Consider the following 12,771-nt stretch of genomic DNA (forward strand, 5'->3'; position numbering starts at 1 on the left):
CTTTTCCGTTATTTCTAACGGGGCAGTTTCGCTCGTTGTTCAGTTTTCAAAGAACAATTTGTTTTTCGTTCATCACCGTATTTCTCAGCGGCGACTTTTATAATATATCACATCCGCCTAGATGATTGCAAGTACTTTTTTAAAAACTTTCTTGAAGCTTTTATTTCCTTGCACTTGGCGCGAGAAGTAATATACCATGAATCAATTCGGAAGGTCAACCCTTTGTCCAAAAAACTTTAAGGGTTCAGACGATAAAGTACTGAACCCCTGCGATTAGCGCGATCCCGGGTACTCCAAGCACGACAACAGTACCTATTGTAACCGGATTTAGCGGTATATATATATTAGGGATAAGTCCGGAGAAATTTAGAACATACAGGACTGCAGCAGCCAATACAATGTGGATTGCAAAATTGCGAAGCCACGTCCACGAGACTCTTTGCCTTACAAGCACTCCCACCAGCGCGACAGACGATAGGATAAGGATCGCTAGCCATAATGTTTTCATTGTAACGCTCCTCTCCATTCCGGCCATACTTTGCAGGTCCGTTTGGCAATCCGGATTAGCATCTCGTACCGCTTTTCCGCCGTGATCAACGCATAAATGGCATAATCAATCTGATCTTCGCCAACGGCAACGTTGAAGAACCGCGTCGCATTCATCCACTCCTTGTGCGCTTCGTCAATCTCCGCCCGCAGATGTTCTCTCCATTCCGCCGTATCCGGTTCAGGTACGGGCTGAAACTGTGTCTTCATCATTTCTAATCCGCCCGTATGCTTGCTTTCATTCGGCTGTTTTATCTCCCGCCATAAATTCGCCACTATGCTTCGCCTCCTCTGCTCGTCCACCTGGGACAAGACATTTTCTATATATGTATAGAGGCTCGGACCGAATTTAGAACGGATTGCATCCTGAAAACAAAACAAGAGCCGTCTCCCATGTGGGGAAAAGGCTCTTGCTTCGTTTATTACGTTAACTTAGCTCTCTGCGTCCTTCAAGCGCTTTGGACAAGGTGACCTCATCGGCATATTCAAGGTCGCCGCCAACCGGCAGGCCGTGGGCAATCCGCGTAACGCGGATACCAAACGGCTTAACAAGCCTCGAGATATACATCGCGGTCGCTTCACCTTCAATATTCGGATTCGTCGCCAAGATCAGCTCCTGCACGCGTTCGTCGCTTAAGCGGCGGAGCAGCTCCGCGATCTTGATCTGATCCGGGCCAATTCCCTCAATAGGGGAAATCGCACCCTGAAGCACGTGGTAATGTCCTTGAAATTCCTTTGTCCGTTCCATCGCCACGAGGTCCTTTGATTCCTGGACCACACAAATAACGGAGTTATCGCGTGTTTTGTCCTGGCAAATCCGGCATGGATCGGTATCGGTAATATTGCAGCAGACGGAGCAGTACGTCAGATTCCGCTTAACGCTGACAAGCGCCTTTGCGAAATCAATGACATCATCTTCTTTCATGCGAAGCACATGAAAAGCCAATCTTGCGGCTGTCTTCGGTCCAACGCCCGGAAGCCGCGTAAAGGCATCAATTAGCTTCGCTATCGGTTCGGGATAAAACAAAACGCGCAGCCCCTTTCAAGCCTTCAGCTTAAACGGCTGACGCCGCCCTTGCGGCGGCGTCAGCAAACGTATAGCTTTTATGTGTTATATAGAGGGCAATCCGTCCTAGAACAAGCCAGGAATTTTCATGCCGCCAGTGAATTTGCCCATATCCTGGTTCGCAATTTCGTCTACTTTTGCCAGCACGTCATTAACGGCTGTCAAAACAAGGTCTTGCAGCATTTCAACATCATCCGGATCTACCGCTTCAGGCTTGATGGCGATGCTCAGGATTTTCTTGTGGCCGTTCGCTACCACGGTTACGACTCCGCCCCCAGCCGTGCCTTCAACCGTTTTGTTTACAAGCTCCTCTTGAGCTTTCATCATTTGCTCTTGCATTTTCTTCACTTGCTTCATCATTTGGTTCATGTTATTCATGACTTATCACCTCATCGTAATAGTTAATTATCTTCTTTAATTACAACTAAGTCTTCACCAAAAAGCTTAACAGCTTCCTCTACCCATTGTGGACGCTGCTCCTCCCCGGTGTCAATCGCATCCGGCTGTAATTCCAGCGTTTCTCCCTGCTGCTCGCCTGAGCGTTCGGCCGCATTCTGCCATTCCTTCAGCATGCAGGTTGCAAGCTTGGCCGGATTGCCGAATACGTCCTGCATCACCCGTTCGATAATCTCCCGGTGTGCCGGCCGCTCCGTGGTTTCCCGGTGCATCGTATTCTTGAAGGCGACAAGAATCGTAGAATCCGTCGCGGCTACCGGCTCGCCGTCAACCAGCCAGGCATGAACGGTAATTCTTGCTTCCTTCACCCGGTGCAGCACTTCGTTCCACTTCATCCGAACTTGCCCCGTCCCTGGACTGCCGGCTGCGGCAACAAACGGATCAAGCTTCACCGTAGACCGGCTGACAGCTGCCCCGCTTCCGCCAAAGCCGCCGCGGCGGGACTGGCTGGCAGGCTGCCGGACCGCACCGCCATCCCCCGCTCCGGAACCTGATCCTGCAGCTCCGCCATTTTGAATAAGCTGCTCCAGCTTCCGCTCAAGAATCTCTACCTGCTGGCGAAGACGCTGCACTTCAGCCGATGCCGCCGGCGGAGAGGATGCCGCGGTACCGCCGCCGCTACCCGATCCACCAGCGCTCTCGTTACCGATTGTGCAGATTTTCATCAATGCGACTTCAAACAGCGTCTGGGGCTGCGAAGCATGCTTCATATCCGATTGATACGTATTAAGCGTATCTATCATTTTAAATAACCGCTCAGAGCTGAAGGCATCGGCCATCCCGCGGAACCGTTCGGCGTCAACCACCCGCTCCGTTACGGCGCCCTGCGGAGCTAACTTTAATACAAGCAGATCGCGGAAATAGAAGATCAAATTCTCCATGCATTTGTCCGCGCTTTTCCCGGCTTGCGTTAAACTCTCGACCAGCGGCATGATGGCAGCTACATTACGGTCCCGAATTGCCTCTGCCAGCGCATAGAACTGATCCGCGGCCATGCCCCCCGTTACGTCAACCGCTCCGTCAAGGGTAATTTTGGATCCGCCAAAAGCAGCAACCTGCTCAAGCAAGCTTATCGCATCGCGCATCCCGCCTTCGGATAGACGGGCAATATAAGCGATCGCATCTTCTTCCGCCTCGATGCCTTCCTCCCGGCAAATCTCGAAGAGCCGTTCCGATTGTTCCTCCAGCGAGACCTGCCGGAAATCAAATCTTTGGCACCGGGAAATAATCGTAGCCGGAAGTTTATGGGGCTCCGTGGTCGCCAAAATAAAGATAACATGTCCAGGCGGCTCCTCTAACGTCTTCAGGAGCGCGTTAAACGCCTCGGACGTCAGCATATGGACTTCATCAATAATATACACTTTATATCGAACTTCAGACGGGGCGTAACGGACTTTATCGCGAATGTCCCGTATTTCGTCAATACCCCGGTTGGACGCCGCGTCAATCTCGACAACGTCCATAATATGACCGGCCGTTATGCCGCGGCATGCATCGCATTCGTTACAAGGCTCTTCCGCAGGGCCCCGTTCACAGTTAACCGCTTTCGCCAACACCTTGGCAGCCGTTGTTTTCCCCGTTCCCCGGGGACCATTAAATAAATAGGCGTGCGAAACGCGATTCTCCCGAATCGCATTTTGCAGCGTTTGTATAATATGACGTTGTCCAACCATATCCTGGAACGTCTGCGGACGCCAGGCACGATATAATGCAATATGACTCACGCTTTTACGTTCCTTTCGGCTTGCTCATTATTGTTCTCTATTATACATCATGAAGTCTATAAGCAAAACAAAAACACCCGCATTTCTGGCATCTGCTTCTTCGAAACAGATCCACGTCGCTGGTGTTCCTTCGCTTAATCTATGAAAATAATGAACCGTGCACCTGCCCTCGATAACATGCGATCCAGGCGGCACTCTTGCGTCTCAGCTCGGGTCAGGCACTCCCCCGGCACATGAACTAACTTGCTTATGGCTGCTTCCTTCCGGACCTGACCAGGTTCACAAGCGTCCATTGCGGAGGACCCAACCGTCAACACTGATTGCAAGCGCCAAGCCCTGCATCACATAACCTAAAGCAGGAATTCAACCTCGCTAAAGCGGATTGCGAGTTACAGGGCACCGCTAACTCCCCATCTAGCACGGCAAAACTAAGTATAGCCCATCCAAACGCAAAGCGCAACCGTAGGATAATGGCAGATAAGAATTAACGGGATGCTTTCACTTTGACATGGTAGCGCGGCATGTTGAGCTGAACTACCTGCTCCGTCTTTGCCCGAAGCGCCTCAACCTGGGCATCCGTCAGATTGGAAGCAGCTTTAATATGAACGGTAAGATCCCCGCCGTTAAACGCAACTCGGCTGCTTTTAATCCCGTCGATGGGCTGAATCACCTGATTAATAAGCTTCCTGTCCGTATCGTAATTAAGGAACGTCTTGTTATTAGGCAGGTTCGGGTTACTGTTCGAATATCCCATGTAACCGTCATGGCCATAGGTTTCCACCTTGCCGTCATTCGTCCGGTGGCCGTTGTTCACGCCGTCGGCAGCGCAGCCCGCCAAGCCGGCAATGACCAAAGCCGGTATCGCAAAACCCATAAATATTAAGCGCAGCTTGCGGCGCAGCATCTTTTTGGTAAGCAATCAAAAAACCTCCCTTTAACCATAGGATGGCTAAGGGAGGTTTTCTTATTCTGCCAAATTATGCGGCAGAGATTAGATGCCGTATTTCTTTTTGAAACGATCGACGCGACCGCCTGCATCCAAGAACTTTTGCTTACCCGTGAAGAACGGGTGGCATACGGAACAAACCTCTACGCGAAGATTCGATTTGATCGAACCAGTCTCGAACGTGTTACCGCAAGCGCAAGTGATGTTGGATACGTGGTATGTCGGATGAATACCTTGTTTCATCTCGTTCACCTCTTTCTGCCCTGAACCACATGCGGGCCCAGAGTTATAAATCACACAACACGGATTATAGCACGACGATTACAAGCATGCAATGCCGATGTTTTGCCAGCTACCTGCGTGCCGCTGCCGGCGGAAGATGCGTGTACGAGCCGATCACTACATCCGGCAGCTCCTCGCGGAAGATTTCAAGCATCTGCTTCATGCCGTAAATCTCGCCTTTGGCAGGAGGAATCAACTGCAGATAGCTCTCCGGATCAATATTCAAATTACGCATTTGAATAAGCTTAAGTCCGGTCCGCTTCGCAAACCCGATCATCGCTTCGATCTCTTCCTCGCGGTCGGTTACCCCCGGGAAGATCAGATAGTTGATGGACGTGTATACCCCTTTATCCGTCGCATACTTCAAGGATTTCTCCACATTGGCAAGCGTATAAGCACGAGGCTTGTAGTAGGCATTGTAATGCTCGTCAATGGCGCTGATCGTGCTGACGCGCATCAGGTCAAGACCCGCGTCGACGATGGCGCGCATGAAGTCGGTAAGTCCAGCATTCGTATTGATATTAATATAACCCAGGTTTGTCCGGCTTCTGACGATCTTCATCGCTTCCACGATGATTTTGGCCTGCGTGGAAGGCTCGCCTTCGCAGCCTTGGCCAAAGCTGATGATTGATTCCGGCGTTTTCAGATGCTCCAGCATCACTTCCACGATCTCTTCCACCGTCGGCTTGAAATTCATCCGCGTCTGAGGCGCAACAAACCCGCTGTCATCCGGCTGTTCCGAGATACATCCGAAGCATCCCGCGTTGCAGGAATAAGAAACGGGCACACCGCCCTCCCAGCGCTGCAGGAACGTATTGGAAGAAGTTAAACACTCGTAACCAAGCGCGCAATGCGACAAATGCTTGTACAGCCTGTTCTCCGGGTATTTGGCAGTCAGCAGCTCTACCCCTTTGCGGACATCACCGCGATCGCAGTTAAGCGGATCCCATTTGTACGGATCGTCGCTTTGCTCCGCCGCTACATAAAAGCCGCCGTCCTTCCAAACGACAGAGGTATATCCAAAGAGCGGAAACTTCTCGTTCTTATCGGTCTTCACATAGCTTGGCAACGCCAGCCGGGTAAAGCCCTGCGGAAGCAAAGCGCCGACGGCCTGGTAATTGCCGGAGAGCATTTTCATTTCGCCGGTATCCGGGTCCATAAAGACCGGCCGGGTATGGGGAAGCCCTACGAGCGTAGCCCCCCTAGGCAGAGGGATCAGCTCGTCCTCCATGAGTTCGACGATCATGTCGCCGCTGCGCCCAAGCGCTATATAGTCAGGATGATCAAACACATTGCCTTTCTCATCCGCGTATACGAGATTCATCTTGATGTCCTCCTTCCGGCGGCACTAGGAGCCGTGCGTCGTGCGCGGCGCCGGTCGCCTTCCGGTTGCTGCGCTGCTTTTGAGTCCCGTTCCCGTAGTGCCCGTCCCTGCGCTTGTCCGCTGCTGCGGGGCAGGCTTGTCTTCCGATGTGTCCAGCGACATCAGGAATTCCTCATTCGTCTTCGAATCAGCCAGCTTCTTGAGGAAGCCGTCCACGAAATCAGGCGTATCGGTCATATTGCGGCGCACAACCCATAATTTGTCCAATTCTTCTTTCGATAAAAGCATTTCTTCGCGGCGCGTACCCGATCTGCGGATATCGAGCGCCGGAAAGATACGGCGCTCCGCGAGCTTGCGGTCAAGATGCAGCTCCATATTGCCCGTACCTTTAAATTCTTCATAAATGATATCATCCATACGCGAGCCGGTCTCGATTAGCGCCGTCGCCAGGATGGTCAAGCTTCCGCCTTCCTCCACGTTACGGGCTGCGCCAAAGAAGCGCTTCGGACGATGGAAAGCCGCCGGATCAATACCGCCGCTGAGCGTACGTCCGGATGGCGGAACAACCAGGTTGTAAGCACGGGCAAGACGGGTAATGCTGTCGAGCAAAATAACAACGTCTTTCTTATGTTCCACCAGCCGCAACGCACGTTCAAGAACCAGTTCCGCTACTTTTATATGATTCTCAGGCACTTCGTCAAAGGTGGAAGCAATCACTTCGCCCTTCACGGAACGCTGCATGTCCGTTACTTCCTCCGGACGTTCATCAATCAGCAACACAAATAACTCGATATCCGGATGATTTGTCGAAATACTGTTCGCGATTTCTTTGAGCAGCAAGGTTTTACCCGCTTTTGGCGGCGCTACGATGAGTCCGCGTTGACCAAGGCCAACAGGCGCAAGCAAATCCATAATTCGAGTAGAAAGTTTGGAAGATGCCGTCTCCAGCACGAGCTTTTTCTGTGGATAAAGAGGAGTTAGAGCGGGAAAATGAAGTCTTTCGGCCGCTTGCGCAGGATCCGTGCCGTTAACGGCGTTTACCTGGAGGAGGCCAAAGTATTTCTCTGAGTCTTTCGGCAGCCGGCATTTGCCTGATACAAGATCACCGGTACGCAAGTCGAACTTTCGAATCTGGGAAGCAGAGATGTAAATATCCTCTTTGCTAGGCAGATAGTTGATCGGCCGCAGAAAACCAAAGCCTTCCGGCAACGTTTCAAGTACACCCTGCATAAACATGAGGCCGCTTTTTTCCGCTTGTGCGCGTAATATCGCAAATATTAATTCCTTCTTCTTCAGCTGTCCGTAGTACGGGATTTGGTACTGCTTCGCCAATTTGTACAATTCGGTCAGCTTCATTTCTTCGAGATCGGAGATCTGAAGATCCGTCATATTCTCACCACTTTGTATTCAGTTTTAGCTATCATTATATACCCGATTTAGCGAGTTCTATTCGTCCAATCTCCCATAAAGAGGCCAAACCGGGTATTTCGTACGATTAAAATGAATTATTCCGTTTCCCGCCAAACATCCGCACCAAGCTTGCGCAGGTTATCAACGAGATTGTCATAACCGCGGTCAATATATTCTACGCCAGTAATCTCCGTAATTCCTTCTTTGACGGTAAGCCCGGCAATCACAAGCGCTGCACCCGCCCGCAGATCAGCGGCTTTAACCTTCGCCGCAAACAACTCCCCGCCTTCGATAATCGCCGAACGGCCTTCGACCCGAATGTTCGCGCCCATCCGATTCAGCTCCGGCACATGCTTGAAACGGTTGCTGTAAACATAGTCGCTCAGGATGCTGACGCCCTTCGCTTGAGCAAGCAGCGTGGTCATCGGCGACTGAAGATCCGTCGCAAAGCCAGGATAGACAAGGGCTTTCACGTCAACGGCCGTATACTCCGGCGCTCCGATAATGCGGATAGACTCGTCCATCTCCTGAACGGTTACGCCCATTTCCTCAAGCTTCGCCGTCATCGCTTCCATATGCTTCGGAATGACGTTGTCGATGGTCACGTCTCCGCGCGTTGCCGCGGCTGCAATCATGTAAGTACCCGCTTGAATCCGGTCCGGAATAATCGAATGGCGGCAGCCATGCATGCTATCTACCCCTTCAATCCGGATCGTCTCCGTTCCCGCCCCCTTGATTCGAGCGCCCATCGCGTTCAGAAGCGTGGCTACATCTATAATCTCAGGCTCTTTAGCCGCATTTTCAATGATCGTGGAGCCTTTGGCCCGTGAGGCCGCAAGCATGATATTAATGGTCGCGCCAACGCTGACGACATCGAGATAAATTTTCGCTCCGCGCAGCTCTTTGGCGTGAATCCGCATCGAGCCTTGTTCATTGGTAACGGTAGCCCCCAAAGCTTCAAAGCCTTTAATATGCTGGTCGATTGGCCGCGGCTCGAAATTGCAGCCGCCCGGCAATCCGATAATGGCTTCCCCGAAGCGTCCAAGCATAGCACCCATCAAATAATAAGAAGCACGCAGCAGCTTCACTTTCCCATTAGGCATCGGTTTCGATTCAAGCCGCGAAGGATCAATCTTCATGACATCGCCCTGCCAGCTTACGACAGCCCCGAGGTCCTGCAGGATCTCGCTGTATACGACAACATCGCTCAAATGGGGCAAATTGTCCAATACCACTTCTGATTCTGCCAGTATGGCAGCCGGAACCAGAGCGACGGCACTGTTCTTTGCTCCGCTTATTTGGACGGTGCCCCGCAGCGGACGTCCACCGCGTATCATCAATTTCTCCATCAAATATAGTCCTCCCGAAATGTAAGAAGAAACATAGGAAAACCGCCATATGGCGCGAGCTTATACTGACACGCTCGCCGTGAAGGGCGGCTTATTATCCCGTACTCCTATTTAGTACACTTTGCTTGTTTTTACTTCCACGCGAAGCGGAATTTTATCATTAATAATAGATTAACATGTCTATAAGACCGTTGATTCTGAGCCATTATACCATATCGGGACAGGGAATGGTATTTCTCTTACGGAAGTAGGCAAAGGGTGAGAAACCTTTAATTTAGATCAAGCAAATTGAGCCTACTAAAAGAGAATTCTCATAAAAAAAAGGGCCCCTCAGGACCCTACCGCAAAGCGGTTATTGGAATTTCCGCCGTGAAGCTGCATATTAACCGCAATCCGCATCTCGTCAATATCAAACGGCTTCGTGAAATGCATAACGGCCCCCAGATCAGTCGCTTCCTTGATCATGTCAAGCTCGCCGTATGCCGTCATCATGATGACTTTGATCTCACGGTTGATTGCCTTCACATGCTTTAAAATTTCAAGCCCGTCCATCCCCGGAATCTTCATATCGAGCAGAACGAGGTCAGGATTCTCGGCTTTTACGATTTCCAGTGCCAACCTACCGTTTGAAGCTTGGAAAGTATTGTAGCCTTCACTGCTGAACACTTCCATCAGAAGCACACGGATGCCATTCTGATCATCAACGATCAATAGCTTCTTCTTCTCCAAGATATTACCTCCCGCGACTCGACCCACAACTGGTCAACTCTTCCATAATCGTTAATATATTCGCGCGGAGAGGTACATTATCCTGCTTTTCCACTAAAAAAATTGAGAAAATCGGATGTTAGAACAGTTGTTCTTACTGACCGGAATATTTCAACGCCGCGCGCACAAAGCCCCGGAAGAGCGGTTGCGGACGGTTCGGACGGGATGTGAATTCCGGATGGAATTGAACCGCAAGGAACCATGGATGCTCCGGAAGCTCCACCATTTCCACCAGGCGGCCGTCCGGCGATGTACCGGAAATGCGGAGTCCTGCCGATTCAATGCGCTCACGGTATTCATTGTTGAACTCGTACCGGTGACGGTGACGCTCATAAACAAGCTCATCGTTATATTCGGCAGCCGCAAGCGAGCCCGGCTTCAATTTGCAAGGGTAGAGGCCAAGTCGCATAGTGCCGCCCATATCCTCGATATCCTTCTGATCCGGCAGAAGATCGATAACCGGGTAAGGCGTCGAAGGGTTGATCTCCGCGCTGTTCGCATTGAACAAGCCGGCTACGCTGCGAGCGTATTCGATCACGGCAACCTGCATGCCGAGGCAAATGCCGAAGAACGGGATTTGCTTCTCGCGGGCATAACGGATCGCCGAAACTTTACCTTCAATACCGCGATCGCCAAAGCCGCCAGGCACAAGAATGCCGTGTACGCCCTTCAGCATTTCCGCAACGTTCTCGTCGTCGATCTCCTCCGCGTTCACCCAGCGAAGCTTCACTTCGGAATCCGCATCGATACCCGCGTGGCCCAAAGCTTCCACGATGGAAAGGTAAGCGTCATGCAGCGCAACGTATTTGCCGACAATGGCGATTTCCGTCGTTTTGTGCAGCGATTTAACGCGATTCACGAGATCTTCCCATTGCGTCATGTCCGGTTGGTTCGTTGTAAGCTTCAGATGATTCACAACGATATCGTCGAGCCCTTGCTCGCGAAGCATCAGCGGCACTTCATACAAAGTCGAAGCGTCGATGCATTCAACAACCGCATTAGCGTCGATATCGCAGAACAAGCCGATCTTGCGCTTCAGGTCTTCCGACAGCGCATGCTCGGTACGGCATACGATTACGTTAGGCTGAATGCCGATGCTGCGGAGTTCTTTTACGCTATGCTGCGTTGGCTTTGTTTTCACTTCGCCCGCTGCCTTGATATATGGAATAAGCGTTACGTGGATGTACATTACGTTGTCGCGACCGATGTCGCTTTTAATTTGACGAATCGCTTCAAGGAAAGGCAAGCTTTCGATATCGCCTACCGTACCGCCGATTTCGGTAATAACAACGTCGGAGCCGGCTTCTTTGCCAGCGCGGTATACGCGCTCCTTGATTTCGTTCGTAATGTGCGGGATAACCTGAACCGTACCGCCCAGGTATTCGCCGCGGCGTTCCTTGGAGATCACGTTCGAATAAATCTTGCCTGTCGTTACGCTGCTGTACTTCGTCAAGTTAATATCGATAAACCGTTCATAATGCCCAAGGTCAAGGTCTGTTTCCGCGCCATCGTCCGTTACAAACACTTCGCCGTGCTGGTATGGACTCATCGTTCCCGGGTCGACGTTGATATAAGGATCGAACTTTTGAATCGTTACTTTCAAACCTCTGTTCTTAAGCAAACGGCCCAGTGATGCAGCGGTAATCCCTTTGCCAAGCGATGAAACGACGCCCCCGGTTACAAAAATATATTTTGTCACTTTGCTAATACCCTCCATGCTCCTCTGGTTATGTTTAGGTTTTCCCATTTGCGCAATAAACATGGATTAGCAGACTCTCTATCCTTCTGTCCAGTTTATGGATGAACAAATCAGGTCCCTGAACTTGCTTCTACAAACAAAAAAAGTGACACCCGTCTTCACGGGGCACTTTTCATTTGGCATATTATTAAACGTGTAGCTTGCCGGAAAAACGCGGCAAATGCTAGTTTCCGCAGAGGCTTGTATCCTTCAAAAACGGGAAGGCAAGCCATTGCTGCTTATGCGGTACGTTAACCGAATCTTAAAGCCCATGCAATAGTTTACTCTGCCCGTATGCGGACTGTCAAGCTTAAACACGGCAAGCCGGAGGGAGATTATTTATCGTCTTCTTCTTCCTCATCGTCTTCAAAATCTTCGTCTTCGGAGTCTTCATCGTCAAGCTCGGCATCAGCGTCGAGTTCCTCGTCAACTTCTTCATCTTCGATCTCTTCGTCTTCGATGCCAACCTCTTCGTCGACTTCTTCTTCTGCGTCGGCTTCACCGAATTCGCGGTCTTCATCGTAAGAATCGTAATCCTCTTCTTCGGCTGCGTACGAATCATCTTCCTCGTCCGCGAACAGATCCTCATCGTCATCGTCGTCATCGTTAATAATGCGCGGACGTTTAGCGTTAGAAATCGGATCTTCGTTGCGTTCAACCGGATACCAGCGTTTCAGCCCCCACATGTTGCTGCCGACGCAGGCGAAACGTCCGTCAATGTTAATCTCCGTATATACTTGAGCGATCACTTGATTGATTTGATCCGCAGACAATCCGCGAATTTTCGCGATTTCCATCATCAGGTCACGGTAGTAGTAAGGCGTATTTGCGGACTTCAGCACTTCAAACGCCAGGTCCACCATAGGCATTTCCTTCAACCGTTCAGGATCGAGCTTCAATGCAATATTGCCGTTGCTCACATGGACACATCCTCTCTTGCTATCTTCATACTTTCGTAATCATAACCAATATCACAGTATAGTAAAACCTATTTTATTCAAAAAAGCAAGCTGTCCGCCGGCGGCTTCCCGCCTATGCAAATCTTCCCTGCAAAAAGAAAAAAGCGAAGGGCTGTCCCTTCGCTTTGACTGTATCCATCCGGAGCGCGCATTGGGTAATGCGAGACCGGAGCGTAAGAGTCGTTAGAACTCTTACATCATCC

General features: G+C 50.8%; 13 protein-coding genes and 1 other RNA gene. All 14 read right to left on the minus strand.

The features are described 5' to 3' along the window. Positions 1 to 244: 244 nt before the first annotated feature. The 14 genes from EV294_RS26475 to rpoE all read right to left on the minus strand — a co-directional run bounded on the left by EV294_RS26475 (position 245) and on the right by rpoE (position 12,478). Entirely contained in the window at positions 245 to 508 is a 264-nt protein-coding gene (locus tag EV294_RS26475; protein ID WP_132312423.1) for a pro-sigmaK processing inhibitor BofA family protein, read from the minus strand. After that, the gene (locus tag EV294_RS26480; RefSeq protein ID WP_243711809.1) at positions 505 to 822 is read right to left on the minus strand and encodes a DUF2508 family protein; all 318 of its coding nucleotides are present in this window, start codon (positions 820 to 822) and stop codon (positions 505 to 507) included. Before EV294_RS26480 ends, EV294_RS26475 begins: the two co-directional genes overlap by 4 nt. A gap of 151 nt (positions 823 to 973) precedes the next feature. Next, entirely contained in the window at positions 974 to 1,573 is a 600-nt protein-coding gene (gene recR, locus EV294_RS26485) for a recombination mediator RecR (RefSeq protein WP_127497867.1), read from the minus strand. Between the two features lie 105 nt (positions 1,574 to 1,678). Beyond that, positions 1,679 to 1,990: a YbaB/EbfC family nucleoid-associated protein gene (locus EV294_RS26490; protein WP_132312425.1), complete on the minus strand. Its 312-nt coding sequence runs from the start codon at positions 1,988 to 1,990 to the stop codon at positions 1,679 to 1,681. 23 nt (positions 1,991 to 2,013) lie between these two features. After that, a complete protein-coding gene (gene dnaX, locus EV294_RS26495; RefSeq protein ID WP_132312427.1) occupies positions 2,014 to 3,792 on the minus strand; it encodes a DNA polymerase III subunit gamma/tau in 1,779 nt (592 codons plus the stop codon). 155 nt (positions 3,793 to 3,947) lie between these two features. Continuing rightward, positions 3,948 to 4,215, minus strand: an RNA gene (ffs, locus tag EV294_RS26500) — signal recognition particle sRNA large type. 61 nt (positions 4,216 to 4,276) lie between these two features. Beyond that, positions 4,277 to 4,711, minus strand: coding sequence for a hypothetical protein (locus tag EV294_RS26505; protein ID WP_132312430.1), 435 nt, complete (start codon positions 4,709 to 4,711; stop codon positions 4,277 to 4,279). 72 nt (positions 4,712 to 4,783) lie between these two features. After that, positions 4,784 to 4,981: a 50S ribosomal protein L31 gene (rpmE, locus tag EV294_RS26510; RefSeq protein ID WP_091190789.1), complete on the minus strand. Its 198-nt coding sequence runs from the start codon at positions 4,979 to 4,981 to the stop codon at positions 4,784 to 4,786. Positions 4,982 to 5,090: 109 nt separating this feature from the next. Continuing rightward, positions 5,091 to 6,344, minus strand: a complete 1,254-nt coding sequence (locus EV294_RS26515; RefSeq protein WP_132312433.1) for a radical SAM family protein — start codon at positions 6,342 to 6,344, stop codon at positions 5,091 to 5,093. 24 nt (positions 6,345 to 6,368) lie between these two features. After that, a complete protein-coding gene (rho, locus tag EV294_RS26520) occupies positions 6,369 to 7,733 on the minus strand; it encodes a transcription termination factor Rho (protein ID WP_132312436.1) in 1,365 nt (454 codons plus the stop codon). Between the two features lie 116 nt (positions 7,734 to 7,849). Then, positions 7,850 to 9,103, minus strand: a complete 1,254-nt coding sequence (locus tag EV294_RS26525) for a UDP-N-acetylglucosamine 1-carboxyvinyltransferase (protein WP_132312439.1) — start codon at positions 9,101 to 9,103, stop codon at positions 7,850 to 7,852. 330 nt (positions 9,104 to 9,433) lie between these two features. Continuing rightward, positions 9,434 to 9,832, minus strand: a complete 399-nt coding sequence (locus EV294_RS26530) for a response regulator (protein WP_132312442.1) — start codon at positions 9,830 to 9,832, stop codon at positions 9,434 to 9,436. A 133-nt stretch (positions 9,833 to 9,965) separates the two neighbouring features. Next, positions 9,966 to 11,570 (minus strand): CTP synthase, encoded by a 1,605-nt coding sequence (locus EV294_RS26535; protein WP_132312445.1) that lies wholly within the window; start codon positions 11,568 to 11,570, stop codon positions 9,966 to 9,968. A gap of 374 nt (positions 11,571 to 11,944) precedes the next feature. Beyond that, a complete protein-coding gene (rpoE, locus tag EV294_RS26540) occupies positions 11,945 to 12,478 on the minus strand; it encodes a DNA-directed RNA polymerase subunit delta (RefSeq protein WP_208403698.1) in 534 nt (177 codons plus the stop codon). Positions 12,479 to 12,771: the final 293 nt, after the last annotated feature.

The sequence above is a fragment of the Paenibacillus sp. BK033 genome (genome assembly GCF_004345425.1).
Lineage (GTDB): Bacteria > Bacillota > Bacilli > Paenibacillales > Paenibacillaceae > Pristimantibacillus.